The 26,992-nt window shown below is 27.7% G+C and carries 25 protein-coding genes and 1 other annotated feature; of the genes, 23 read left to right on the plus strand and 2 right to left on the minus strand.

Going from position 1 to position 26,992, the window contains the following annotated elements; translation table 11 throughout:
* The first annotated feature begins 149 nt into the window (after positions 1–149).
* From ABFX13_RS08970 to htrA, 9 genes are all read left to right on the plus strand, one after another.
* Entirely contained in the window at positions 150–617 is a 468-nt protein-coding gene (locus ABFX13_RS08970) for a hypothetical protein (protein WP_346045118.1), read from the plus strand.
* Positions 607–1,035, plus strand: coding sequence for a hypothetical protein (locus ABFX13_RS08975; protein ID WP_346045120.1), 429 nt, complete (start codon positions 607–609; stop codon positions 1,033–1,035). The genes ABFX13_RS08970 and ABFX13_RS08975 overlap by 11 nt, the downstream gene beginning before the upstream one ends.
* Positions 1,036–1,115: 80 nt before the next feature.
* A complete protein-coding gene (locus tag ABFX13_RS08980; protein WP_346045123.1) occupies positions 1,116–1,778 on the plus strand; it encodes a hypothetical protein in 663 nt (220 codons plus the stop codon).
* Between the two features lie 75 nt (positions 1,779–1,853).
* Positions 1,854–2,891, plus strand: coding sequence for an SEC-C domain-containing protein (locus tag ABFX13_RS08985; RefSeq protein ID WP_346045125.1), 1,038 nt, complete (start codon positions 1,854–1,856; stop codon positions 2,889–2,891).
* Positions 2,892–2,933: 42 nt separating this feature from the next.
* Positions 2,934–3,311 carry a hypothetical protein gene (locus ABFX13_RS08990; RefSeq protein WP_346045127.1) on the plus strand — a complete coding sequence of 126 codons (378 nt, stop codon included), beginning with the start codon at positions 2,934–2,936 and terminating at the stop codon, positions 3,309–3,311.
* Positions 3,312–3,405: 94 nt separating this feature from the next.
* Complete coding sequence (locus tag ABFX13_RS08995) at positions 3,406–5,010, plus strand: NAD(P)/FAD-dependent oxidoreductase (RefSeq protein WP_346045129.1); 1,605 nt, start codon at positions 3,406–3,408, stop codon at positions 5,008–5,010.
* A 136-nt stretch (positions 5,011–5,146) separates the two neighbouring features.
* Positions 5,147–6,769 carry a Na/Pi cotransporter family protein gene (locus tag ABFX13_RS09000; protein ID WP_346045132.1) on the plus strand — a complete coding sequence of 541 codons (1,623 nt, stop codon included), beginning with the start codon at positions 5,147–5,149 and terminating at the stop codon, positions 6,767–6,769.
* Positions 6,770–6,946: 177 nt separating this feature from the next.
* Positions 6,947–8,296, plus strand: a complete 1,350-nt coding sequence (locus ABFX13_RS09005) for a glucose-6-phosphate isomerase (RefSeq protein ID WP_346045135.1) — start codon at positions 6,947–6,949, stop codon at positions 8,294–8,296.
* Between the two features lie 157 nt (positions 8,297–8,453).
* Positions 8,454–9,545 (plus strand): serine protease HtrA, encoded by a 1,092-nt coding sequence (gene htrA, locus ABFX13_RS09010; protein ID WP_346045137.1) that lies wholly within the window; start codon positions 8,454–8,456, stop codon positions 9,543–9,545.
* A gap of 37 nt (positions 9,546–9,582) precedes the next feature.
* Here the strand turns inward: htrA and feoB are convergent, their stop codons facing one another.
* Positions 9,583–11,511: a ferrous iron transport protein B gene (gene feoB / locus ABFX13_RS09015; RefSeq protein ID WP_346045139.1), complete on the minus strand. Its 1,929-nt coding sequence runs from the start codon at positions 11,509–11,511 to the stop codon at positions 9,583–9,585.
* A gap of 12 nt (positions 11,512–11,523) precedes the next feature.
* Positions 11,524–11,742: a FeoA family protein gene (locus ABFX13_RS09020; RefSeq protein ID WP_346045342.1), complete on the minus strand. Its 219-nt coding sequence runs from the start codon at positions 11,740–11,742 to the stop codon at positions 11,524–11,526.
* A 173-nt stretch (positions 11,743–11,915) separates the two neighbouring features.
* On the opposite strand from ABFX13_RS09020, the gene ABFX13_RS09025 reads away from it, so the two are divergent.
* The 14 genes from ABFX13_RS09025 to ABFX13_RS09090 all read left to right on the plus strand — a co-directional run bounded on the left by ABFX13_RS09025 (position 11,916) and on the right by ABFX13_RS09090 (position 26,955).
* Positions 11,916–12,425, plus strand: coding sequence for a Gx transporter family protein (locus tag ABFX13_RS09025; RefSeq protein WP_346045141.1), 510 nt, complete (start codon positions 11,916–11,918; stop codon positions 12,423–12,425).
* 63 nt (positions 12,426–12,488) lie between these two features.
* On the plus strand, positions 12,489–12,662 hold the full coding sequence (locus ABFX13_RS09030) for an aspartyl-phosphate phosphatase Spo0E family protein (RefSeq protein WP_346045143.1): 174 nt from the start codon (positions 12,489–12,491) through the stop codon (positions 12,660–12,662).
* A 115-nt stretch (positions 12,663–12,777) separates the two neighbouring features.
* A complete protein-coding gene (locus tag ABFX13_RS09035) occupies positions 12,778–13,620 on the plus strand; it encodes a mechanosensitive ion channel family protein (protein WP_346045145.1) in 843 nt (280 codons plus the stop codon).
* Between the two features lie 148 nt (positions 13,621–13,768).
* Positions 13,769–14,389 carry an MgtC/SapB family protein gene (locus tag ABFX13_RS09040; protein WP_346045344.1) on the plus strand — a complete coding sequence of 207 codons (621 nt, stop codon included), beginning with the start codon at positions 13,769–13,771 and terminating at the stop codon, positions 14,387–14,389.
* Positions 14,390–14,435: 46 nt separating this feature from the next.
* The gene (locus tag ABFX13_RS09045; protein ID WP_346045147.1) at positions 14,436–15,287 is read left to right on the plus strand and encodes a DegV family protein; all 852 of its coding nucleotides are present in this window, start codon (positions 14,436–14,438) and stop codon (positions 15,285–15,287) included.
* 25 nt (positions 15,288–15,312) lie between these two features.
* Positions 15,313–17,097, plus strand: a complete 1,785-nt coding sequence (gene pepF, locus ABFX13_RS09050) for an oligoendopeptidase F (protein WP_346045346.1) — start codon at positions 15,313–15,315, stop codon at positions 17,095–17,097.
* A gap of 259 nt (positions 17,098–17,356) precedes the next feature.
* Complete coding sequence (locus ABFX13_RS09055) at positions 17,357–18,178, plus strand: phosphate ABC transporter substrate-binding protein (protein WP_346045149.1); 822 nt, start codon at positions 17,357–17,359, stop codon at positions 18,176–18,178.
* A gap of 34 nt (positions 18,179–18,212) precedes the next feature.
* Positions 18,213–19,115: a phosphate ABC transporter permease subunit PstC gene (pstC, locus tag ABFX13_RS09060; RefSeq protein WP_346045151.1), complete on the plus strand. Its 903-nt coding sequence runs from the start codon at positions 18,213–18,215 to the stop codon at positions 19,113–19,115.
* A gap of 1 nt (position 19,116) precedes the next feature.
* The gene (pstA, locus tag ABFX13_RS09065; protein ID WP_346045153.1) at positions 19,117–19,941 is read left to right on the plus strand and encodes a phosphate ABC transporter permease PstA; all 825 of its coding nucleotides are present in this window, start codon (positions 19,117–19,119) and stop codon (positions 19,939–19,941) included.
* Position 19,942: 1 nt separating this feature from the next.
* Positions 19,943–20,698 (plus strand): phosphate ABC transporter ATP-binding protein PstB, encoded by a 756-nt coding sequence (gene pstB / locus ABFX13_RS09070; RefSeq protein ID WP_346045156.1) that lies wholly within the window; start codon positions 19,943–19,945, stop codon positions 20,696–20,698.
* A 45-nt stretch (positions 20,699–20,743) separates the two neighbouring features.
* Positions 20,744–21,397, plus strand: coding sequence for a phosphate signaling complex protein PhoU (gene phoU, locus ABFX13_RS09075; RefSeq protein ID WP_346045158.1), 654 nt, complete (start codon positions 20,744–20,746; stop codon positions 21,395–21,397).
* Positions 21,398–21,565: 168 nt separating this feature from the next.
* Positions 21,566–22,378, plus strand: coding sequence for a polysaccharide deacetylase family protein (locus tag ABFX13_RS09080; RefSeq protein WP_346045160.1), 813 nt, complete (start codon positions 21,566–21,568; stop codon positions 22,376–22,378).
* A gap of 68 nt (positions 22,379–22,446) precedes the next feature.
* Positions 22,447–22,675: a binding site (T-box leader), on the plus strand.
* A gap of 70 nt (positions 22,676–22,745) precedes the next feature.
* Positions 22,746–25,412, plus strand: coding sequence for a valine--tRNA ligase (locus ABFX13_RS09085; protein WP_346045164.1), 2,667 nt, complete (start codon positions 22,746–22,748; stop codon positions 25,410–25,412).
* 241 nt (positions 25,413–25,653) lie between these two features.
* Positions 25,654–26,955 carry an RsmF rRNA methyltransferase first C-terminal domain-containing protein gene (locus tag ABFX13_RS09090; RefSeq protein ID WP_346045167.1) on the plus strand — a complete coding sequence of 434 codons (1,302 nt, stop codon included), beginning with the start codon at positions 25,654–25,656 and terminating at the stop codon, positions 26,953–26,955.
* The last annotated feature ends 37 nt before the right edge of the window (positions 26,956–26,992 follow it).

Genomic DNA, 26,992 nt, shown 5'->3' on the forward strand with positions numbered 1-26,992 from the left:
AATATTTATTATTATGGTACTAATAATGGTAAGTTTGTAAATTCACTAGGTAATGAAATAAATATAAGTAAATTGTCTTTATGCAATATAGATTGTTATAATTATAAAAATTTAAATAATTTTGTTGGAAATATAGGATTGGTATATTAATGGATAATATAAAAAGTATTAATTTATTTAATGAAAAAGAAAAATTTAAGAAAGATATAAATATATTAAACTTAACAGTATTAGTAACTATACTAATTATGCTTTTATTAGATGCTATAAAAATTTATAAATTAAATGACTTAGAACTTTATGTTAATGAAGGTAAAAAAGCTGTAGATAGTTTAGATAATGTAAATATAACAAACTCTAATGGGTTACATATTAAAAAAGTAAATAATATTATTCAACTAATACAAAATAATAATATAGAAAATATTGAAATAGGTAATAATATTTTAAAAGTAAAAGGGAAAGTAAATAATTCACAAGAGATAAAACACTATATTAAGTTATTACAAAACATAGAAGATTTAAAAATGGAACCGAATATAAATTCTATAAATAGAGAAGATGAATTATATAAGTTTGAAATAACTACTCATATAGGAGTAAATAATGAAAATTAAAAAAATAGATAAGTGGAAAATAAATATAGTTATAATAATATTACTTATATTTGCAAATACAATATTAATATACAAACCATTAAAGAAAAAAGAAGAAAGATTATTAAATCAAGTAAAAGTCATAAATATACTTCAAGAAGAAAAGTTAAAAGATAATGAGCATAATGAAAATAAAAAAGATTTAATTATAAATATAGAAAACTATTTTAAAGATGTATCCTTAGTACAATATATAAAATCAAGTAATGATAAAACTTCTACAAATATAGAATTAAATGTAACCGGAGATAAAAATTTAATATCGGAAAAATTAAAAAATATAGATGATTTAAATAAAAATACATTTTTACAGGAAATGAAAATAAATAGAATAGATGAAAATAATATAGATTGCAATTTAGGGATTAATATGAATTAACAATTAAAAGGTTTTATTGAGATATATGTAGAATAAGTTTATATATTGATTTATTTTATAGATTCCTAAGGAGGACTTTAATGACTAACAATATATTATGTATTAATAAATATATTCATGATATTGAGATAAATTTCCTTAAAGAAGGAGATACAAAATATATAGATGTATGTAAAAAATTTTATGGAGTTAATTTAGAAAAAATAAGTATATATATTTGGACATTGCATATAATGGATCAATTCAGAGACAATATAATAAAAAATTGTGAAAATATACATAATATAAAAGTAATATCAAAAGAAATAGATGAGTTAGTTAAAGAAAATAGAAAAAAATTGATTTTATATGCGTACTTAAAAGGTCATATATTTGGATACAATAATTATATGTTGGAAAAAGAGATAAAAAACATTATGTTTAATGACAATGTAAAATCAATATCTGATGATAATCTTAAGAAAAATATACACATAAACCAATATTTAAATATTATAAAAGAAAATGAGTTAAATAAAGAAAGTATAAAAGCATTGATAAAAAATATTGAAATTTATTATCTTGAAGTTATTGAAAATAAATTATTAAATATAAATTCTGAGTTTGATAGGCATAAAATACTGAGTAGTACTAAAGAATTAATGGAAAAAGATGTAATAAATAAATATAATGAAGGTATTTTACATGGTATAATGCAGAAAATTAATAAAAAAGCGTGGAAAAACGATAAAATGAACATATAGTATAGAATGATTGAAAAAAAGATGATATAATTATAAATTGTATTTAAATTTAGAAATAAAGGAGTGAAAGTAACAGTGTTAGGGAGAAACGAGTTATGCCCATGCGGAAGTGGGAAGAAATATAAAAAATGCTGTTTAAATAAAGATGTTGTGTCAGAGAGAGCTAGTAGAAAAATTGTACTTTCACAAAAACAATATTCACAACTGTACTCAAAACTGTATGAATATTCAAGACAGCCAAAATTTAACGAAGAGTATAAAAAAGCACAAGAAATGTTTTATATATTAGAAGATCAAAATATAAATAGCAAGTTTGAAAGTTTCTTTAATACATACTTTATACAAGATCATATAATGGAAAACAAAAAAGTTATAACTGTTGACTTTTTTGAAGAAAATAAAAATAACTTAACTAAAGCTGAAGTAGATATACTAAAGAGTTTATTTGAATCTTATGTAAGCGTATATGTTATAAAAGAAAAATTAGAAGACAAGATTTTATTAAAAGATGCTATAACAGGTGATGAAATATACACTGAAGATATAAATTTATTAAATGGATTTAATCAAGGTGATTGCATAATAGCTAGAATAGTTGAAGTAGGAGGATCACATTTATTATTAGATGTTACAGTAAGTATATCAGAAGCTGTAAAGGATATAATAGTAAATGATATAAACCACTTCTTTAATCAATATGAAGATTTATATAAAGATATAAAAACTTTCTTAATATATCATACTCACATACTATACAAGTATATTCAACAATTATTAGATCCTAAGATTGCTGAATATCTTAAAAATCAAAAAGAAGCTAGTGCTAAAAAACAAGAAGAAGTAAAAGAAATGATATCTGAAGATGAATGTAAAGTATCAGCTCTACTTAAATCTCAAGTTGAAAGTGATATTTTAGAAAAATGTTTAGATTTTTGGAACACTTACAAAGCAAATAATAATGAAATAAAAGGTTCTGAAAATGGATGGGCTGCAGCTGTAGAATATCATGTTAAAAAAGAAAATGGACAAGCTGTAACTCAATCTCAAATATCTAAAAAATATGATATAAGTCCAAGTACTTTAGGTAAGAGACATAAAGACTTAAGAATGTAGTATAAAACTTAATTTTTAAAATATACAGAAAGAGGTATACACATGGGTCTTAATTTAGGAAAAGCAATTGCTGTATCAACAAGTTATATAAAATCTAATCCAGCAGTACCAGTATATAAGGGTGAAGAAATTCCAGAAAACTTATATGCAGTAATATACCATATTGAGATAGGGTATAATGAAAAAAGTTTAGAAAAGGCAATGCAATACATAATAATAGATTATAAAGAGTTTGAATTATGTGATAGTGCCAAGGCTGAGTTAGTGGATGTAGCTAAAAAATACTGTGAACAAAAAGGTATAAAAGATGATGAGCAAACTCAAATAACATTACTAGATAATGAAGAGGCAGAGAATTTCTTAGAAAAAGTATTTAACAACATGAAGGTTATAAGAGGGTTAATAACTCAAAGAGATTAAGTAACAATAAAATTAGAATTTAACTATAAAGCTAGGCCCTATAAAGCCTAGCTTTTGTTTTAAATAAAATTTTAATTATGAAAGGGATATAAACATGTTAAGAGTTTCTAATATAAAATTAGATATAAATGAAAGCTTAGACAATATAAAAGGTTTATTATTGAAGAAATTAAAAATAAGTGAAAAAGAGTTAGTAAATTACAGTATATACAAAGAATCTATAGATGCTAGAAAAAAAGGAAAGATAGATTTTGTTTATACTGTAGATGTTGAATTAAAAAATGAAAAAAATATATTAAAAAAGTCAAGATTAAAAGATGTTGTTGAAGTTAAGCAAAATAAATATAAAGATATTAAAAATGGAGATAAAAAATTATGTAATAGACCAGTTATAGTAGGGAGTGGTCCTGCTGGGTTATTTGCATCTTTATTATTAGCTCAAAGAGGATACAATCCTATTTTATTAGAAAGAGGATTAGATGTAGATACAAGAACTGAAGATATAAGAAAGTTTTGGGAGGATGGTAAGTTTAATCCTAAATCAAATGTACAATTTGGGGAAGGTGGAGCAGGAACTTTTTCTGATGGTAAATTAACAACTAGAATAAAAGATATTAGATGTAGAAAAGTTCTTGAGGAACTTGTAAACTTCGGTGCACCAGAAGAAATATTATATTCACATAAGCCACATGTAGGAACTGATATACTAAAAGAAGTAGTAAAGAATATAAGAAAAGAAATAGTTAGATTAGGAGGAGAAGTTAAATTTGACTCTAAAGTTACAGATATAAGTATAAATAATGATAAAATAGAATCTATAACTATAAATGATAAAGAAACACTCGAAACAGAAGTAGTTATACTTGCTATAGGCCATAGTGCAAGGGATACTTATAAAATGCTTTATGAAAGAGGTGTTAAGGTTATTCAAAAACCTTTTGCAATAGGTGCTAGAATTGAACATCCTCAAACTTTAATAAATAAATCTCAGTATAAAGAATTTTATAATCATCCTAGATTAGGAGCAGCTGATTATAGATTGGTAGAACATACTTCAAATGGAAGAACTATATATACGTTTTGTATGTGCCCAGGAGGTAGTGTAATAGCCTCTGCATCAGAAGAAGGGCAAGTTGTTACAAATGGTATGAGTGAACATGCAAGAGACAAAGAAAATGCAAATAGTGCTGTATTAGTAAATGTAATTCCAGAAGATTTCAAAAGCGACCATCCACTAGCAGGTATTTACTTCCAAGAAAAATATGAAAGATTAGCATTTGAATGTGGTGGAAGAAATTATAAAGCTCCAATCCAATTGGTAGGAGATTTCTTAAATGATAAAGTGAGTACTAAACTAGGTAGTGTAAATCCATCATATAAACCTGGATATAAATTTGTTGATTTAAAACAATGTTTACCTGAGTTTGTATGTGAAACTATGAAAGAAGGATTGATTTTACTAGATAATAAATTAAAAGGATTTGCTATGGAAGATGCAATTTTAACAGGAGTTGAAACAAGATCATCTGCACCTGTAAGAATAGTTAGAGATGATGAAACTTTAGAGTCTGTTAATGTAAAAGGCTTTTACCCTAGTGGAGAAGGAGCAGGATATGCAGGAGGGATAGTAACAGCAGCAGTAGATGGAATAAAGTGTGCTGAAAAGATAATTGCGCAATATTCTGAAATTAATGTTTAACAAAAATTTAATAAATATTTAATATATTTTTAATATTTAACATGAATTTAACAAAAATATGGTGATGGTTTGATAAAATGGTTAAGGCGCTATATTTGTAGACTAATATTATGAATATTTCAAGGAGGAAATGAAATTGGATATAGTAATTAGCCTTATGGGAGGGCTAGGTTTATTTTTATATGGAATGAACTTAATGGCAGAAGGTCTTGAAAAATCAGCAGGATCTAGACTTAAAAAGATAGTTGAACTCCTTACTAGTAATATATTTATGGGTGTACTTGTAGGAGCATTTGTTACGGCTATTATACAAAGTAGTAGTGCAACTACTGTAATGGTAGTTGGATTTGTTAATGCAGGTATAATGAATTTAACACAAGCAATTGGAGTTATAATGGGTGCTAATATAGGTACAACTGTAACAGCACAACTTGTTTCGTTTAATTTAGATGGAATGGCACCAGTTGCACTAGGAATTGGTATAATTTTATATTTATTTGCATCTAAGCCAAAAACTAAGAATATAGCAGAGATACTTATAGGTTTTGGTATATTATTTACTGGTATGGATTTTATGAAACAAGCAGTTGAACCTTTATCAAAATATCAAGGGTTCACAGATATGTTAGTGACTTTTGGAGATTATCCATTACTAGGACTTTTATTAGGATTTGGAATAACAGCTATAGTTCAAAGTTCAAGTGCATCTATGGGTATGCTTATAGCATTAGCATCTCAAGGTTTAATACCTTTAAGTGCAGGATTACCTATACTATATGGACAAAATATAGGAACTTGTGTTACATCACTAATATCAAGTGTTGGAGCATCTAGTAATGCAAAAAGAGCTGCAGTAATGCATTTAATTTTTAATGTTTTAGGAACAGTAGTATTTTTAATAGTATTAAACAAACCTGTGGTTAGTTTTGTAACTAGTATGAATCCAGGAGATGTAGCAAGACAAATAGCAAATACACATACATTATTTAACATAATATCAGTTATAATTTTATTACCATTTACTAAATTTATAATAAAACTTGCAGTAAAACTTGTTCCAGAAAAACAAGGTGAAGATGATGATCATAAGGCTATAAAATATCTTGATGAAAGAATGGTTGAAACTCCATCTATAGCAGTTGCAAGTACATTAAAAGAAACTTTAAGAATGGGTAAAAAGGCTAAAGAAAGCTTAGATTATGCAATGCAAGGGATTATGGAAAAATCTCAAGAAAAAATTGATAAATCATTTAAAAGAGAAAAGACTATAAATGAATTACAAAAAGGTATACTGAATTATTTATTAAAATTATCAAAAGCTAATTTAGATGATGATTCTAGAGATCTAATAGATTCACTATTTAATACAGTTAATGATATAGAAAGAATTGGAGATCATGCAGAAAACATCGCAGAGCTAGCTCAAGATATAATAGATGTAGATTTAAAATTATCAGAACAAGGAAAAGAAGAAGTTAAAGAGTTATATAATAAAGTTATATCAGCGTATTCGTATGCTCTTGAAGCTATGAAAAAGAATGATTTAGATTTAGCTTATAGAGTTTTAAAGATGGAAGAACAAGTTGATACGATGGAAAAATCATGTAGAGCTAATCATATGCATAGATTAAATAACAATTTATGTAGCATCGAAACTGGAATAATATTCTTAGATTTAATATCTAACTTAGAAAGAGTTTCAGATCATGCTGCTAATATAGCTCAACAAGTTATAAGTAATAAAATAGATTTAAAATAATAATGTAATCGACAAAACTCCTGTATAAAAATATACAGGAGTTTTGTATATAATTATTTAAATGAAAATATTATAATTATATTATAAAAAATACTTACAATTAATTGGAAAAAGTTTTATTGTTTGATATAATTTCTATTGTATAATAAAATTTTAACAATGAGGAAGGGATATACTATGAAAAAGTTAAGTTTTGATTATAGCAATTCTATTGGTTTCTTTAATCAACAAGAAATCGATTGTATGAGTGAATATGTAAAAGTTGCACATAATATGATACATAATAAAAGTGGAGAAGGTAACGATTTCTTAGGATGGGTTAATTTACCTAATGACTATGATAAAGAAGAGTTTAGTAGAATTAAAGCTGCTGCTCAAAAAATAAAAGAAGATTCAGATGTATTATTAGTTATAGGTATAGGTGGGTCTTATCTAGGAGCAAGAGCAGCTATAGAAATGTTAGGTCATTCTTTTAGAAATAACTTAACTAAAGAAGATAGAAAATCTCCAGAAATATATTTTGTAGGTCAAAATATAAGCTCTACTTATATGCTTGATTTATTAGATGTTATAAAAGATAAAGATGTATCTATAAATGTTATATCAAAATCAGGAACTACTACAGAACCTGCAATAGCATTTAGAATATTTAAGGATTTCTTAGAAAAGAAATATGGAAAAGAAGAAGCTAGTAAAAGAATATATGCTACAACTGATGCTAAAAAAGGGGCATTAAGAATGTTAGCTGATGAAGAAGGATATGAAACATTTATAATACCTGATGATGTAGGTGGACGTTTTTCTGTGTTAACTCCAGTTGGATTATTACCAATAGCTGTAGCGGATATAGATATAGATGTTATTATGCAAGGAGCTAAAGATTCTATGGTGGATTTTAATAATCCTAATTTATCAGAAAACTATAGCTACCAATATGCAGTAACTAGAAATATACTTCATAGAAAAGGTAAAGATGTAGAATTAATGGTTAACTATGAACCAAGTTTACATTATGTTGGTGAATGGTGGAAACAATTATATGGAGAAAGTGAAGGAAAAGATAACAAAGGTATATATCCAGCTTCAGTAGATTTTTCAACAGATTTACACTCTATGGGACAATATATCCAAGAAGGAAAAAGAATATTATTTGAAACAGTTTTAAATGTTGAAGAACCTAGAAGAGAAGTAACTATAAATGAAGAGAAAGTAGATTTAGATGGATTAAATTATTTAGCTAATAAAACAGTAGATTTTGTAAATAAAAAAGCATTCCAAGGGACTTTATTAGCACATACAGATGGTTCAGTTCCAAACTTAATCGTAAATATACCAAAATTAAATGAGTACAATTTTGGATACTTAGTATATTTCTTTGAAAAAGCATGTGCTTTAAGTGGATATTTATTAGGTGTAAATCCATTTAACCAACCAGGGGTAGAAGCATACAAGAAAAATATGTTTGCACTTTTAGGCAAACCTGGATTTGAAAAAGAAAAAGAAGAGCTTGAAAAAAGATTAAAATAGTTAAGGTTTAATTAAGGATAGTATAATATAATTAACACTATATAGAGTAATTCCTATATAGTGTTTTTATTTTAGGTATATTGAAGTAATAATTTTCAAATAATATCATTAAAAATTGGGTATAACCTAAAAGAAATAAAAATCAGGAGGGAAGTATATGAGCGAAAATGGAAAGAAAACGAGCATAGCGCTGATTGTTATTGTGAGTATAATAAGTGCCATGATCGGAAGTTTTATGACGGTATTTGTACTTGGAGATAGAATTGGAAATAAACAAAGTGAAACTAGCAAACAAAATATAGTTGTTAATGAAAGTGGTAAGAGTCAAAATGTATATCATGCAGTTACAGATAAAGCCATGCCTTCAGTAGTGGGAATAACTACAACTACTGTAGATACTAACAATATGTTTGCAATACCACAAGAATCACAAGGAGTAGGAACTGGATTTATTGTAGATTCAAAAGGATATATATTAACTAACTCACACGTTGTATCAGATGGAAAAGCTTCTGATGTAAATGTATTATTTAATGACGGATCCACTACAAAAGGTAAAGTTTTATGGAATGACCCAACTATAGATTTAGCTATTGTAAAAGTAGAGAAAACAGGACTTACTGCAGCTGATTTAGGAAATAGTGATAAGGTAAGAATTGGAGATATATCTATAGCTATTGGAAATCCTTTAGGATTAGAATTCCAAAAAAGTGTAACTCAAGGTATAATAAGTGGGCTTGATAGAAGCATTGATACAGGTAAAGGAACTAGTATGACAGGTCTTATACAAACTGATGCAAGTATAAATCCTGGAAACAGTGGAGGACCATTATTAAATGATAAAGGACAAGTAATAGGAATAAATACAGCTAAAGCATCAGGGGCTGAAGGTTTAGGATTTGCAATTCCAATAAATACAGCAAAACCTATAGTAGATCAAATAATAAAAGGTGGTAAATTTGAAAAAGTAACATTAGGAATCAAAGGAATAGATGTTCAAACATTTGAAGCTATGACTGGCACCGATTTAGAAGCAAATGAAGGTGTATATGTAGCAGAAGTTTTAGATAATACACCAGCTCAAAAAGCTAAGATACAAGCAGGAGATGTTATAACTAAAGTAGGAGATACAAATATAACATCAATGAGTGATTTAAATAAAGCTTTATACAAATATTCTGTAGGAAATACTACAAAGGTATCAATAAACAGAGGTGGAAAAGATATAAGTGTAAATGTTAAATTCTAATGATGTAAAAAAAGATGGGAATTAATTCCCATCTTTTTTATTCTGCAATTTTACTTTTGCTGCTAGGACAAGATCCTTGACTAGAACATCCTGAACAACCAGAGCATCCATTGCTTTTAGCTTTCATATTTTTATAAAGTATTATAAGTGCTATAAGTATTATTATACCACCTACAACTAATTCTAATACTGAAGATATAGATGAACCTTCAAATATTAATGAACCTATAACTTTAACTATGAAAGCAGCAATCCAAGCTACTGCAAATTGATAAGTTGCAGATATAAACATCATTTTATTACCATATTCTTTTTTCATTGTAGAAAGAGCTGCTATACATGGAGTGTATAATGCAGAGAATACTAAGAAGCCATAAGCTGTTACACTTGTAAATGATTGAGGTAAAGTAGTACCTAAATTACCGTAAACTATTCCCATTGTACTTATAACTACTTCTTTTGCACTTATACCAGTTAATATTGAAACTCCAGCTCTCCAATCCCCAAATCCTAAAGGAGTAAATATAGGAGCTATTAAGTGACCTAATGAAGCCAATAAACTTTCATTTATATTTTCAGTAAATCCTGAGAAATTAAAATGTGATAATGCCCAAATAATAACAGACATGGCAAACATTATTGTACAAACTTTTATTAAGAAACCTTTAGCTTTATTCCAAGTATTTTTAAGTAATGCATTAAGTGTTGGCATTTTATATTCTGGAAGTTCAAGAACAAAAGGTTCTGCTTCAGTTTTATAAACTGTTTTATTTAACACTAATGCTATTATTATAGCAACTACTATACCTAATAAATAAAGTGATGTAGTTACAATTGGTGCATTTTTGCGGAAAAATATAGAAACAAATAAAGCATAAACTGGTAATTTAGCACCGCAAGTCATAAGAGGTGCAATAAGTGCAGTTATTTTTCTATCTTTTTCACTTTCTAAAGTTCTAGTAGCCATAATTGCAGGAGAGGCACATCCAAACCCCATTATTATAGGTATGAAAGCTTTACCAGATAATCCAACTCTTTTCATAATATTATCCATTAAGAAAGCTGTTCTAGCCATATAACCACTGTCTTCAAAGAATGACATACCTAAAAATAATACAAATATTAATGGGAAGAATGGTAATGCACCACCTAGTCCACCTATTAATCCATCAACTATTAAAGAATGGAACCAAGGACTAGAATTTGCAAATAAAGCATCAGCAGGTGTAGCTATATAAGTGTCTATTAACGTTTCTGTTAACTCTTGAAGTGGACCACCTACCCAGTCAAAAGTAAACTTAAATAATATTAATAAAGCAGCTACAAATACAGGATAAGCTAATATAGGATGTAATATTATGTTATCTATTTTACTACTTAATCTTTCTTTATTCTCAAATCCTGATTTCATAGATTTACTTAATATTTTTTCTATTTCTCTGTATGTGTTAATTTCATTTCCAAAATCTTTTTTATAACTAAATCTAGATGATAAAGTTGATTTTATATCACTTTCTATATTTTCTAAGCCTTCTTTTTTCTTGGCTACTATAGGTATTACTTTAACACCTAACTCTTTTTCTAATTTTTTTGAATCTATATGAATACCTTTAGATTCTGCAACATCAATCATATTAAGTAATAATATAATTGGTTTGTTGTATTGCATAAGTTGTGTAGTTAGATATAAGTTTCTATCTAAACTAGATGCATCAACAATATTTAATATTAAATCTACGTTTTCATTTTCTAAAAATTGCTTAGAAACTTTCTCTTCATTTGAGAATGTATCCATTGCATATATACCAGGAAGGTCAACAATTTTTATATCTTTACTTATAAATCCTTCTTTTTTTTCGATAGTAACACCAGGCCAGTTCCCTACATATTGTTTAGAACCAGTAAGTAGGTTAAATACTGTTGTTTTACCTACATTTGGGTTACCGAATAATGCAACATTAATCAAGGTAATACCTCCTTATTTTAAGCTAATATTTTTTGCGTCACTTTTTCTTATTGCTAAATCAAAACCTCTAAAACGAACTAATATAGGATCTCCTAAAGGAGCTATTTTTTTTACTTCTATTTCAGTATTATTGGTGCATCCAAGAGCTAATAATCTTTTTGCTAATTTTTCATTTCCATATATATTATCAATTATACCTTTTTGGCCGACTTTTAAATCGTAAACAGTCATCATTAACACCTCCTAATGAGTTTCATTCTCAATTAATTATACTATAAATATACCATTTAATATTCAAAAAGTCAATAAATAGTGAGTTATTTAATAAAAAAATAAGTAATCTAATTATCTTATTATGTTAATATATAATTAAAACGTTTATCTCGAATTGGGGAGGTATATAAATGAAAACAAAAAAGATGACTTATATGTCATTGATGGTTGGATACAGTTTGATATTATATATAATAGAGGGATATATACCAAATCCTTTAATAACAATTTTTCCAGGAGCTAAGTTAGGACTTACAAATATAATTACTCTAACTTCTTTAGTGGTATTTGGTACAAAAGATACCTTTGTTATTGTTTCTGTTAGAGTGTTGATGTCATCTATATTTACAGGACCTATTTCATATCTAATGTTTAGTATAGCAGGGGCGTATCTAAGCTTATTATTTATGATGATAGCATTAAAAACAGATAAATTTTCACTTATAGGGGTAAGTGTAATAGGAGCTATAGGCCATAATATAGGACAATTAATTGTAGCTAGTTTGATTATTAAAAATGCTATGATGTTTGGATATTTACCATATATGCTAATTGCATCTGTAATAACTGGAATATTTGTTGGAATTACATCTAAATATATGGTAGACAAGATTCCATATATTGGTAAAAACCAATATTGACATGGTAGTGAAAACCTTGTTAAAATATAAGTGGATACATAAAATTTTAACTGTGGTGATGATATGACTAATAATGAATTGGCTTTACTAAAAAAAGAAATAGAGGTATTAAGAGAAGAAATAAATACCTATATAGAATACCCAGATATATTTAAAGAAGAATTAGTTAGTACCAGTGCTAAAATTGATGAGGCAATAAATAAGTATATAAAATTAAGTGAAGAGTCTTCTAAATAATAAGAAGGCTTTTTTTATTTAAGTTAAATATTTATAGTGAGTATATTATTTAAATATTAAGTTAATAATTTATGATTGAGGATACATATTAATTGTTGAAAGAAAGGTATTAATCATGATTTTAGCAAAAATAATAAACTCAATTATTATAATTGTTTGTGCTTATATTTTATTAAATTTGATAAAATATTTTTTAAAGAAAATATTTGAGTTCACAAAATTTGATGTTAGATATGAAAATACTTTAAATAGTCTTTTATGCTCTATGGCATATTATATTATATTTATTTTTACTATAATACTTTTACTTAAAGAATTTGGTATAGTTGATTTTACAAAGTTTGGTACTTTAGTAACAGGAGCAAGTATAGTAGGGTTAATAGTTGGAGTTGCATCTCAAAGCATATTAAAGGATATATTTAACGGATTTTTTATTATCTTCGAGAAACAGATACAAGTTGGAGATTTTGTTATAATAAATGAAGAATTCAGAGGAACAATAGAAGAAATTGGTTTAAGAAGTGTTAGTTTAAGGGATTGGGATTTAAGAAGAGTAACTCTTCCAAATGGAAATATATCTAGTATTAAAAATTATAGTAAAACTAAAATGAGAGTTGTTGCAAGTGTAAGAGTACCTTATGAAGAAGACCCTAGAAATGTTATAAAAGCTTTAGAACAAGTATGTGATATATTAAATGAAAGACATAAGGATATTCTATCTATAAAAAAAGGAAAAGAAGCATTAGGCTCATTTAAGGTATATGGGATAACTGATATAGAAGAAAATCCTATTGGTGCAAAATATACGATAACGGGAACTGTTCAATCTAATAAGTATTTTAAAGTTATAAAAGACGCTAGACTTCAAATACTTATTACACTTAAAGAAAATGGTATAAACATAGCATATCCTACTCATGTAAATATAATTAAAAATAGCAAATATGAACAAAGTTAAGAACTATTTTAAATAGTTCTTTTTTTATTTCGATTAAATCCTAGTCGTAATAATGACTAGCTTAAACAAATATAAATAAATATATCTATCTATCTATGAGAGGGGGGAATTAATTATATCAGCTAAAGAAATTATAACAAGATTATTAATAGCTCTTATTATAGGAGGATTAACAGGACTTGAAAGAGAAAAATCATATCAATTTGCAGGATTTAGAACCCATATATTAGTATCTATGGGTTCGTGTATTACATCTGTAACATCTGTAATATTATTTATGGATTATGGAAGTAAAACAAGTTTAGATCCATCGAGATTGACAGCACAAGTATTATCTGGAATTGGTTTTTTAGGTACGGGAGCAATAATTAAAAATTCAAGTGGAATAAGAGGACTTACTACTGCAGCTGGTATATGGGCAACTGCATGTATAGGTATAGCTATAGGTTATGGCCAATATATATTGGGAATAACTGCTTGGATTTTTGTAATGGCAACTCTTTATATATTAAAGAATATAGATAAAATTGTTTTTAGAAAAAAGCAAAATATACTTACTATGCAAGTAGATAATATCAATGCTATATCTACAATTTATAATAAATTAGAAAAGTCTCAGATAAAAGTAAATAATATTGATGTAGTAAATGATGATTATTGTTATATTATCAATTTTTTTGTTGTTTATGATAGACGAATTATGGTAGAAAAGATAATATTAGAGTTAAATGAATTTAAAAGTATAATAAGTGTAGATTATTTACATTAAAATATATAAAATAAGAGGTAGCTATAAAAAAGTTGAGGTGTATGAATTGAAGACAAACATAAGAGTAATAATAGAAGGATCTACAGATTTTCCCAAAGAACTTTTAGATAAAATTGGGGTAAAGGTTGTAGGAATAAACATAGCATTTGGAGAGGAAAATTATATAGGCGGAGTAGACATTAACGAGGAAACGTTTTATCAGAAGATGAAAGGCTGCAAGGAGTTACCGAAAACGTCTAGCCCATCACCTGAGAAATTTATAGAAATGTTTGATTGTGAAGAAGAAGAAATATTAATTATAACATTGACTTCTAAATTATCTAGTACGTATAGTAGTGCAGTACTAGCTAAAAATATATATTTAGAGCATAACCCAGGGGCAAATAAAAGAATTTCAGTTGTAGATTCTCTAAGTGGATCTATAGGTGTTGGATTAATGGTTTATAAGGCTAATAAATTAATACAAGAGGGGAAATCGTTAAAAGAAGTAACTGAATATCTAGAAGATATAAAAACAGACATAGCATTTTATGGAGTATTAAATACACTTGACAATGCTATAAAAGGTGGAAGAGTAAACCCAATAGCAGGTAAATTAATAAATGCACTTAATTTTAAAGTTATTATAGAAATTTCAGAAGGAGTAGTTAAACCTATAGATAAAGCTAGAGGAGAAAGTAATAGTTTAAAAAAATTACTTGAAATAGTTAAAAATAATGTTAACGATACAACAAATAAGATATTAGTTATAGGTCACTCAAATTGTGAAGAAAAAGCTTATAAAATTGCAAAACAAATAGAAGAAAATTATGAATATAAGGATATAATAATATCAAGTATAGGTCCAGTTATGGGAACATACACATCAGAAGGATCTATATTAATAGCAGTACTTTAATAAGATGAAAAAAAGGAGTGAAATAATAATGGTAGATAGAGCTTCGATAGAAGATAAATTTAAATGGGATATTGATAATATGTATAAAACCCCAGAGGCAATAAAAGAAGATATTAAAAAGATAGATATGTTTATATCTGAGTTAAAAAGTTACAAAGGTAAACTTGCAGACAGCAAAGAAAATCTTTATAAGGTTCTTAATGATTCAGAAAAAGCGTCTAGAATACTTCAAAACTTATATGTATACACTCATATGAAACAACATGAAGATACTAGAAAAAATGAAAACCAAGCTAACGCTACAAAAACAGAAATGCTTTCAACTGAATTAGCTATGGCTACATCATATTTAGTACCAGAGATAATAGCTATGGATGAAAATAAATTACAAGAATATTTAAAGGATGAAAAATTAAGTTTTTATAAGAAATATATAGATGAAATTTTAAGGGAAAAACCACATACTCTTACGGAAAAAGAAGAAGAAATTCTAGCAGCAGCATCTGACTTAAGCGGAGTAGCTGAAAATGTATATGAAATGTTTTCTTTTGCAGATTTAAAATTTCCTGAAATAAAAGGAGAAGATGGAGAAACTATAAGAATTACACATGGTAATTTTTCATCACTTCTAAAAAGTAAAGATCCTAGAGTAAGAAAAGATGCATTTGAAGCTGTTTACTCAACTTATGATGAATATAAAAATACTTTTGCATCTACCTTATATGGTGGTATAAAAAGTGAAATTTTTTATGCAAAAATGAGAAACTATAAATCAGCTATAGAAAGTTCTTTATTCCAAGATGATATAAGTGTGGATGTATATAACAACCTTATAGATGCAGTTGATGAAAGTTTAGATACTTTAAATAAATATATAGATATAAGAAAAAAATATCTTAATTTAGAAAAAATGCACATGTATGATTTATATGTACCTATAACTTCTAATTTTGATATGAAAATAACTTATGAACAAGCACAAGAAATAATTTTAAAAGCATTAAAACCTTTAGGCGAAGAATATTTAAGTATAGTAAAAAAAGCTTTTAGTGAAAGATGGATAGATGTATATGAAAATGAGGGTAAACAAGGCGGAGCGTATTCATGGGGAAGTTATGATTCATCTCCATATATATTAATGAGTTATAAGGATGACTTAAATTCATTATTTACATTAATACATGAATTAGGACACTCAATGCATAGTTATTATTCTAGAACTAATCAAGAATATTTATATTCTTCATATAAAATATTTGTTGCAGAAGTTGCCTCAACTTTAAATGAGTTACTACTTGTGCATTATTTACTAGAAAATTCAACATCTAAAGATGAAAAAATATACTTATTAAATTATTACTTAGAACAATTTAGAACTACTGTATATAGACAAACGATGTTTGCAGAATTTGAGAAAATAACTCATGAAAGAGTTGAAGCTAAAGAACCATTAACAGCTAAAGAATTTACGGATATTTATTATGAATTAAATGAAAAGTATTATGGTAAGTCTTGTATTGTAGACGAGCAAATAGGATTAGAATGGGCTAGAATACCTCATTTCTATTCTAATTTCTATGTATATAAATATGCAACAGGATTTTCAGCAGCAAGTGCTTTAAGTGAAAAAATATTAAATGAAGGCGAAAGTGCAGTTGAAAAATACTTAAACTTCTTAAAAAGTGGAGGATCAGAATATCCTCTTAACCAACTAAGAGCAGCAGGCGTAGACATGGAAAAGAAAGAATCAATAGAGAAAGCTTTAGGAGTATTTAAAGAATTAGTAGAAGAATTAGAAAGAGAATGTTAATTAACATTCTCTTTTTTTATTTCTTACAATTAGTATTTAACACTAAATATTAAATTTTAATTGTAAAAGTACACTTTACTTTCTTTTAATAATAATTTACTTTTATTTAACCCAATTTACTTTCAGTTAACATATATCTAATTTGAATTTAACATTGAATATCTATTATTAAGGTATAAGGTAGATAACAACAATAATAAATATCAGATATAAAATGATAAGCAATCATAAATAATATAAAAAATTTGGAGGAGATATTATGTTAAGAAAAAGGATAGGAGTTTTATTATTAAGCACGGTAACTATAGGATTATTAGCAGTTGGATGTGGAGCATCAGATTCAAATTCAGCTAAATTAGCAATATCAGGATCAACTTCAATAGGACCAGTTATAGAAAAAGAAGCAGAAGGATTTAAGTCAATAAATCCAGATGTGTCAATAGAAGTAAATCAATTAGGTTCATCAGCTGGAATAAAAGATGCAATAAATGGAGTGGCAGAAATAGGAATGGCATCAAGAGATTTAAAGGATGAAGAAAAGAATTCAGGTATTTCACAATCAGAGATGGCCATTGATGGTATAGGAGTTATAACTCATAAAAATAATAATGTAAAATCACTTACTATAGATCAGTTAAAAAATATATATACAGGAAAAATAACTAACTGGAAAGAAGTTGGAGGGAAAGATGCTCCAATAGTAGTAGTTTCAAGAGAAGATGGCTCAGGAACTAGAGACGCATTCCAAGAAATAGTTGGATATGATTCAACACAATTGACAAAAGAAGCTCAAATAAGTGATGGAAATGGAAATGTAAAATCTACAGTATCAGGAAATGAAAATGCAATAGGATATACTTCATTTAGCTATTTAGATGAAAGTATAAATTCTACTCAAATAGATGGTGTAGATCCGACTGCAGAAAATGCTAAGAGTGGAAAATACAAATTAGCAAGACCATTTTTATTAGTGTATAAAGAAGATTCGATATCAGAAAATGGAAAGCAATTTATAGACTATGTATTAAGTGAAGATGGACAAAAGATAGTGGAGGAAAAAGGATTGATAAGAGTTAAATAATTTCTAAGTGTTTAAGAGTTAAATGGAGGTGTTTATGTTAGCTAAGGAGCAACTGGTTAGTTCTAAAGACAATAAAACAAAATATACTATAGAAAAATTAGCAAAGAATGTATTTATGGCGAGTGCACTATTAGCAGTAATAAGTTTGCTACTTATAATAGGATTTGTTTTTTATAAAGGGCTTACACCATTTATAGCAAAAGGGTATTCGTTAATAGATTTTATAACAGGAACATCTTGGGTACCAAGTGCAAATGAATTTGGAATTTTACCAATGATAGTTGCATCAATAATTTCAACTATAGGAGCTCTTTTAATAGGAGCACCTATAGGTATCCTTACAGCTGTATTTATTGCTGAAGTTGCTCCTAAAAAAGTATCTAAAGTAATATGTTCAGGAGTTGATTTACTTGCTGGTATACCATCTGTTTTGTATGGTTTATTTGGATTAGCAGTAATAGTTCCAACAATGCAAGATTTATTTAATTTACCAAAAGGACAAAGTTTATTGGCTGTAATAATAGTTCTGTCTATAATGATGTTGCCTACAATTATATCTGTTTCACAAACTGCTATAAAAGCTGTACCAAATTCATTTAGAGAAGGGTCTTTAGCTTTAGGTGCATCAAAGATAGAAACTATTTTTAAGGTAGTTTTGCCAGCAGCAAAATCAGGAATATTAGCGGCAGTTGTATTGGGAACAGGAAGAGCATTAGGAGAGACTATGGCAGTTATGTTAGTTGCAGGTAATTCACCTGTTATACCTAACTCTATAATGGATAGTGTAAGACCCCTAACTACGAATATAGCATTAGAAATGGGATATGCATTTGGAACACATCAAGAAATGTTATTTGCAACAGGAGTAGTTTTGTTTGCATTTATATTAATACTCAATTTGTTATTAAATAAACTTTCTAATAAGGAAGGCATGTAATATGAGAAGATTAAAAGAAAATGTATTAAAAGCTTTAATTTTATTATCAGCAATATTTACTATAAGTGTGTTAGTAGTGATAGTAGGATTTATAATTATAAAAGGTATTAGTGGGATTAATTTTAAATATTTAACAAGTGATTACTCTGCTGGAGAAGGCGGAGGAATATTATCTATGATAATTACAACTTTATATACAGTATTTTTATCTATATTAGTAGCAACTCCTATAGGGGTATTAGCTTCGATATATTTACAGGAGTATGCTAAAAAAGGTAAATTTGTTAACTCTGTCAGATTTGCCACAGAGAGTTTAGCAGGTATACCGTCTATAGTATATGGATTATTTGGAGGGATATTCTTTGTTATAACTCTTAAAATGGGATATTCAATACTTGCTGGGTCATTAACAGTATCTATAATAATTTTACCTTTAATAATACGAACAACAGAAGAATCATTAAAAACAGTTCCAATAGGTTATAGAGAAGCATCTTTAGCCATGGGAGCTACTAAATTTCAAACAATATGTAAAGTTATTATTCCTAGTGCAGCGCCTGGAATATTATCAGGAATAATATTATCTATAGGGCGTATAGTTGGAGAATCAGCAGCAATATTGCTAACTGCTGGAACAGTTGCGAAGATGCCAACTGGAATATTTAATAGTGCTAGAACATTAACAGTTCAATCATATTTGTTGGCTAAAGAAACTGGAAATATACAAGCAGCTGCTAGTGTAGGAGTGGTTTTAATAGTAATAGTATTATGCTTAAATGCTTTAGCTAAGTTTATAGTTAAAAAATTTAGTAAGGAGATTTATTAAGATGGAGAACATTAAAATAAATGTAAAAAACTTAGAACTATTTTATGGTAATAATCAAGCTTTAAAAAACATAAACATGGAAATAAAAGAAAGAAAAGTTACAGCGTTAATAGGTCCTTCTGGATGTGGTAAATCAACATTTTTAAGAACATTAAACAGAATGAATGATTTAATAGAGAATGTAAATATAGAAGGAGAAATATTTGTCGATGGAGAAGATATATATAAATCTGATGATGTTATAAAATTACGTACTAAAGTAGGTATGGTTTTTCAAAAACCTAATCCATTTCCAATGAGTATATATGATAATGTAGCATATGGACCAAGGGTACATGGTATAAAAGATAAGGAAATTTTAGATCAAATAGTTGAAGAAAGTTTAAAAGGAGCTGCTATTTGGGATGAAGTGAAAGATAGATTAAATAAGTCAGCATTAGGTTTATCTGGTGGTCAACAGCAACGTATATGTATAGCTAGAACTATTGCTATGAAACCAGAGGTAATATTAATGGATGAGCCAACATCTGCACTAGATCCAATATCTACGTCTAAGGTAGAAGAATTAATTAATGATCTAAAAGATAAATATACTATAGTAATAGTAACTCATAATATGCAACAGGCAGCACGTGTATCTGATGAAACTGCATTTTTCTTATCTGGTGAGGTGATTGAACTCAATGAAACTAAAACTATATTCACAAGCCCGACTGATAAGCGTACAGAGGATTATATAACAGGAAGGTTTGGCTAAAATCAGATTTATTATATAAAACAATCTATAAAAAGGAGTTTTAACATGATCAACAGTAGCTTGGAGTTAAATATAAGTACTCTTATTAACTATACATTAAAAATGATTGATAAATGTGAAGAAATCATAGAAGACTCTATGAAATGTATGATAAATAAAGATATAAAAAGTGCTAAATTAATAGCAAATCAAGATGATGAAATAGATATTTTAAGAGATTATATACGAGATAGAAGTATTGAGCTTATGGCATTAAAGCAACCTATGGCTAAAGATTTAAGATTTATATATTCTTTAGGCAGTATATCCTTAGAATTAGAACGTATAGGAGACTATGCTGTTAACATAGCTGATGAAGTTATAAAAATAGGAAGTGAAGAGTATATAAAAGAACTAGTGGATATTCCTAAGATGAAAGATGTTTGTATAGATATGTTGCAAGGTGTAAAACAAGCTTTGGAAAATAGGGATATAGAACTTGCTTATAAAGTAGCATTAAAAGATGATATAGTAGATGATTTATATGAATGTGTGCAAGTTCACACACTTAAAGTAATGCATGAAAAAGAAATGAATATAGATCAAGGTGTAAGAATAGTATTTGTAGGTAGGTATTTAGAAAGAATAGGAGATCATACTACAAATATATGTGAAAAGATAATATATGCTTTAAAAGGTAATATGGTGGAGATTGGATAAAACTACAAGATTAAGTAGTTTTATTTTTTTGTATTAATATTTCTAAGGCTATAAACATATTTATTTAAATATAATATTAAATTAAAAAATAAGGCTATATACATTAAGGTAAATGTCAATAATCATTAATAATATAGTGTTTATTAATAATATGAAGGGGAACTGGGGATGAATAGAAGAATAAAACCGATTTTTTTAAATTTATTTATAGTAGTAGTGCTTTTATTTTTAATATTTATTACATGTGATAATATAATTGAAACTTCTAAAAGTTATGATGAAAAAGAAATAGTTTTACTAAATAGTGAGAATATGACATTAACACAGCTAATGATTAGTGTGACTAAAATAAATGAAAGAGGACCTAAACCAAAACCTGAAAAAGTTGCATATATAACAATTGATGATGGTCCATCAAAATATACTAATGAAATACTTGATATATTACAAAAAAATGATATAAAAGCTACTTTTTTTATGATAGATAAAAATATGAATAGATATTCTAATGAATTAAAAAGAATAGACAGTGATGGACATTCTTTAGGATTTCATAGCGTAAGTCATGACATAAATGTTTTATACAAGACACCAAAAACTACGGTATCTGAGTTTGATAAGTGCAATAATAGTCTAGAAGAAATAACAAATGAAACATCGAAGTTAATACGATTACCATATGGAAGTAAGCCTTATGCACCAAAAGAATCTTATGATGCACTAGTAGAAGCTGGATATAAAATATGGGATTGGAATTTAGATACACAAGATTGGAGAGCTACAGATAAAGAGATAATAAAAAATGTAAATACATATTTAGGACAACATAAAGAAGTAGTTCTACTTATGCATGAAAAAGAACAAAGTGTTAAAGCGCTTCAAGGTATGATAAATATATTAAAAGAAAATGGATATACAATACTTCCAATAGAAGAACAAGATAATCCTAAAAATTTCTGGAAACAAAACTTAACTAATTGAATATAATGTTTATAAATATTGACAATAATAATAGGGATTATATATAATTAAAAGATAAACAAAATAATTTAAAAACTAAGAAAAAGAGGAGTATGCAAACTCAACTTACAGAGAGGAAAGTTCATCGGCTGAAAAACTTTCTAAGAAATGAATTGCAGAAGGTAGCTTTGGAGTTTCTAGGCTGAAATAGTAGTAGGTTTAGACGGTGAAAATCGTTAAATTTATTAAGTGTTATATAAATTTTAAATAAAAATTTATATAAAATTAAGGTGGTAACGCGAGCTTTTCGTCCTTAAATGGATGTAAAAGCTCTTTTTTAATTTATAGAAAAATTTCAAAAAATATAAAAATAATAGGAGGAATCTATATGGAAAATACTAATTTACCAAAAACGTATAATCCGAAAGACTTTGAATCAAGATTATATTCAAAGTGGGTAGAAGAAGGATTATTTAAATCTAAGCCAAACCCAAATAAAAAGCCATTTACAATAATGCTTCCCCCACCAAATATAACAGGACAATTACACATGGGGCATGCTCTTGACCATACTTTACAAGATATACTTATAAGATGGAAGAGAATGGACGGTTATGAAGCTTTATGGCAACCAGGAACAGACCATGCATCTATAGCAACAGAAGTTAAAGTTGTTGAAAGAATAAAGGAACAAGAAGGAAAAACTAAGTACGAGTTAGGAAGAGAAGAGTTCTTAAAAAGAGCTATGGACTGGAGAAATGAATTTGGTAGAAAAATAGTTGACCAAATGAAACAGTTAGGAGATTCTTGTGACTGGGATAGAGAAAGATTCACAATGGATAAAGGATGTAACGAAGCAGTTACTGAGTTCTTTGTGAAACTATATGAAAAAGGTCAAATATATAGAGGAAACAGAATAATAAACTGGTGTCCAGATTGTAAAACTACATTATCTGATGCTGAAGTTGAGCATGAAGAACATGATGGAAAATTCTATCACATAAAATACCCAATAGCAGGTAGTGATGAATTTTTAGAAATAGCTACAACTAGACCAGAAACAATGCTAGGAGATACAGGTATAGCAGTAAATCCTGAAGATGAAAGATATACTCATTTAGTAGGTAAACATGCAATACTTCCTTTAGTAGGTAGAGAACTTATAATAGTTGCTGATGACTATGTTGATTTAGAGTTCGGAACTGGTGCAGTTAAGATGACTCCAGCTCATGACCCTAATGACTTTGAAGTAGGTCAAAGACATAATCTTGAAAAGATAAATGTTATGAACGAAGACGGAACTATGAATAAGTTAGCTGGTAAATACGAAGGTATGGACAGATATGAGTGTAGAAAACAACTTATAGCTGACTTAGACGAAGCTGGATACTTAATAGCTATAAAAGACCATAATCATAATGTAGGTTCTTGTTATAGATGTAAAACTGTAGTTGAACCAAGATTATCAGATCAATGGTTTGTTAAAATGGATGAATTAGCAAAACCTGCTATAGATATATTAAAGAAACAAGAATTAAAATTTGTACCTGATAAGTTTGATAAAACTTACTTACAATGGTTAGAGAATATAAGAGATTGGTGTATATCAAGACAGTTATGGTGGGGACATCAAATACCAGCTTACTACTGTCAAGAGTGTGGTGAAGTAGTTGTAGCTAAAGAAATGCCTACAGCTTGTCCTAAGTGTGGACATACTTACTTTAAACAAGATGAAGATGTACTAGATACATGGTTTAGTTCTGCATTATGGCCTTTCTCAACATTAGGATGGCCTCATAACACAGAAGAATTAAATTACTATTATCCAACAAGCGTACTTGTAACTGGATACGATATAATATTCTTCTGGGTTGTAAGAATGGCATTTGCAGGAATGTTCTGTATGGGAGAAGCTCCATTTGAACATGTATTAATACATGGACTTGTAAGAGACTCTGAAGGTAGAAAAATGAGTAAATCTCTAGGAAATGGAATAGACCCATTAGAAGTTATAGATCAATACGGAGCTGACGCTTTAAGATTTATGTTAGCTACTGGAAACTCTCCAGGAAATGATATGAGATTCTATATGGAAAGAGTTGAAGCTGCTAGAAACTTTGCAAATAAATTATGGAATGCATCAAGATTTGTATTCATGAATATAGATGAAGAAATAATGAAAGGTGTAACTAGAGAATCAGTAGAAGGTAATATGACTTTAGCTGATAAGTGGATAATATCTAGAGCTAATAATGTTGTTAAGGAAGTTACTGATAACATGGATAAATTTGACTTAGGAATAGCAGCTCAAAAGATATATGACTTTGCTTGGTCAGAGTACTGCGACTGGTATATAGAAATAGTTAAACCAAGATTATATTCAGATGATAAAGCTGCTAAACAAACAGCGCTATATACATTAACTTATGTATTAGAGAAGATATTAAAACTTCTTCATCCATATATGCCATTTATAACAGAGGAGATATACACTCATCTTCCAACTGTAGAAGGAAGTATAGTAGTAGCTGAGTTCCCTCATTATAACGAAGCTGATAATATGGCTAAAGAAGAAGAAATGATGAACTTAACAATGGATGGTATAAGAAACATAAGAAATGTAAGAGCTGAAATGAACGTACCACCATCAAAGAAAGCTAAAGTTATAATAGTTCCAACAGCTGAAAAGAAAGAAGCTATGGAAGCTGGACGTGACTACTTTGTAACATTAGCATCTGCATCTATAGTAGATATAGTTGAAGATGAAACTAACATACCAGAAGATGCAGTAAGTGTTGTTATAGACGGAGTTAAGATATTTATACCACTTGATGAATTAGTTGACTTTACTAAGGAATTAGAAAGATTAAATAAAGAAAAAGCTAAATTAGAAGGTGAAATAAAGAGAGTTAACGGAAAACTTTCTAATCAAGGATTCTTAGCTAAAGCTCCAGAAAGCTTAGTTAATGAAGAAAAAGCTAAAAAAGAAAAATTCGAAGAAATGATGAAGTCAGTTCTTGAAAGAATAGAAAATATAGAAGCTAAAATAAAATAATAAATCTAAAGGAGCTATCTCGTAACAGAGATTAGCTTCTTTTTTTATAAAATAGAAAAATATAAATTTCTTGTATAAGATTATATACATCCATTATAGTTCCTTTATCTTGTTTGATGACATAAAGTAGATAATCTATTATAATGTTTATAGTTTGTATAAAATCATAAAATAGAATATATATGATTAATATAGATATAGTATAAATAAGCATTATGAATTAAAGAAAGGACGATATAAATTGACAATAGCATTACCTCAAAAATTTTTAGAAGATATGAAGGAAATACTTAAAGATGAGTATGATGATTTTATAAAAAGTTATGAAGAACCAAAAACAACAGGATTAAGAGTTAATACCCTAAAAATTAGTAAAGAAGAATTATTAAATTTAAATTTATTTAACTTAACTCAAATTCCTTGGGCTAATGAAGGATTTTACTATGATGAAACTATAGATAGACCGGGAAAAAATCCACTTCACGAAGCAGGAGCATATTACTTACAAGAACCATCAGCTATGAGTGTTGTGCCAAAAGTAGATGTACAAGAAGGAGATAAAGTTCTTGATATGTGTGCTGCTCCAGGTGGTAAATCTACATATATATTATCTAAGTTAAATGATACAGGACTCTTAGTTTCAAATGAAATAAATCCTATAAGAATAAAAGCTCTAGGGGAAAATCTAGAAAGATTTGGAGCTAAAAATTGTATCATAACTAATACTGATTCTAATAACTTAAGAAAAGTATTTACAGGATATTTTGATAAAGTTGTAATTGATGCACCTTGTTCTGGACAAGGTATGTTTAGAAAAGATGAAGTAGCAATAAAAGATTGGTCATATGCAAAAGTATTAGAGTGTCAATCTATACAAAGAGAAATAATAAGAGATGGATACGAAATGCTTAAAAATGGTGGGATATTAGTATATTCAACATGTACATTTGCAAAAGAAGAAAATGAAACTATAATAAATGAATTTATAGAAGAATTTGAAAATGCAAAACTAATAGGAATGGATAGAGTATGGCCTCATAAAGTAAAAGGAGAAGGTCATTTTGTAGCTAAAATACAAAAACTAGAAAACGAAGACTGTAATACTAAAGAATTAAAAACAAAAAGATTAGATAAAGAAATAAAAGATTATAAAGATTTTGAAAAGAAGTTTTTAAATGTAAATATAGGAAATAAATTTGATTTAAGGGGAGAAAACTTATATCTAATTCCAGAAGAATCTCCAGATACAAAAAAATTGAAAGTATTAAGATATGGACTTCACTTAGGAGTATTAAAGAAAAATAGATTTGAACCATCTCATGCACTATCTCATTATCTAAAATTAGAAGATGTAAAGAATGTAGAAGAATTCAAAGTTGATGATAATCAAATTTTAGACTATTTAAGAGGAAATACAATAAATACAGGAAAAAGTAGAGGTTGGGTCTTAGTATCAGTAGAAGGAGTTCCTATTGGATGGGGAAAAGAATCGAATGGAGTATTAAAAAATCATTATCCAAAAGGACTTAGAATAAATTATTAATTAGTGTGTGAAAACAATGTATTTGTAGAGGATTAAT

This window comes from Paraclostridium tenue (assembly GCF_039521565.1).
GTDB lineage: Bacteria > Bacillota > Clostridia > Peptostreptococcales > Peptostreptococcaceae > Paraclostridium > Paraclostridium tenue.

Excerpts from the sequence above, each read along its gene's own strand:
- ABFX13_RS08970 (WP_346045118.1), top strand. The coding sequence starts at position 150 with ATGGATAATATAAAAAGTATTAATTTATTTAATGAAAAAGAAAAATTT.
- ABFX13_RS08975 (WP_346045120.1), top strand. The coding sequence starts at position 607 with ATGAAAATTAAAAAAATAGATAAGTGGAAAATAAATATAGTTATAATA.
- ABFX13_RS08980 (WP_346045123.1), top strand. The coding sequence starts at position 1,116 with ATGACTAACAATATATTATGTATTAATAAATATATTCATGATATTGAG.
- ABFX13_RS08990 (WP_346045127.1), top strand. The coding sequence starts at position 2,934 with ATGGGTCTTAATTTAGGAAAAGCAATTGCTGTATCAACAAGTTATATA.
- ABFX13_RS08995 (WP_346045129.1), top strand. The coding sequence starts at position 3,406 with ATGTTAAGAGTTTCTAATATAAAATTAGATATAAATGAAAGCTTAGAC.
- ABFX13_RS09005 (WP_346045135.1), top strand. The coding sequence starts at position 6,947 with ATGAAAAAGTTAAGTTTTGATTATAGCAATTCTATTGGTTTCTTTAAT.
- htrA (WP_346045137.1), top strand. The coding sequence starts at position 8,454 with ATGAGCGAAAATGGAAAGAAAACGAGCATAGCGCTGATTGTTATTGTG.
- ABFX13_RS09020 (WP_346045342.1), bottom strand. The coding sequence starts at position 11,742 with ATGACTGTTTACGATTTAAAAGTCGGCCAAAAAGGTATAATTGATAAT.
- ABFX13_RS09025 (WP_346045141.1), top strand. The coding sequence starts at position 11,916 with ATGAAAACAAAAAAGATGACTTATATGTCATTGATGGTTGGATACAGT.
- ABFX13_RS09030 (WP_346045143.1), top strand. The coding sequence starts at position 12,489 with ATGACTAATAATGAATTGGCTTTACTAAAAAAAGAAATAGAGGTATTA.
- ABFX13_RS09035 (WP_346045145.1), top strand. The coding sequence starts at position 12,778 with ATGATTTTAGCAAAAATAATAAACTCAATTATTATAATTGTTTGTGCT.
- ABFX13_RS09055 (WP_346045149.1), top strand. The coding sequence starts at position 17,357 with ATGTTAAGAAAAAGGATAGGAGTTTTATTATTAAGCACGGTAACTATA.
- pstC (WP_346045151.1), top strand. The coding sequence starts at position 18,213 with ATGTTAGCTAAGGAGCAACTGGTTAGTTCTAAAGACAATAAAACAAAA.
- pstA (WP_346045153.1), top strand. The coding sequence starts at position 19,117 with ATGAGAAGATTAAAAGAAAATGTATTAAAAGCTTTAATTTTATTATCA.
- pstB (WP_346045156.1), top strand. The coding sequence starts at position 19,943 with ATGGAGAACATTAAAATAAATGTAAAAAACTTAGAACTATTTTATGGT.
- phoU (WP_346045158.1), top strand. The coding sequence starts at position 20,744 with ATGATCAACAGTAGCTTGGAGTTAAATATAAGTACTCTTATTAACTAT.
- ABFX13_RS09080 (WP_346045160.1), top strand. The coding sequence starts at position 21,566 with ATGAATAGAAGAATAAAACCGATTTTTTTAAATTTATTTATAGTAGTA.
- ABFX13_RS09085 (WP_346045164.1), top strand. The coding sequence starts at position 22,746 with ATGGAAAATACTAATTTACCAAAAACGTATAATCCGAAAGACTTTGAA.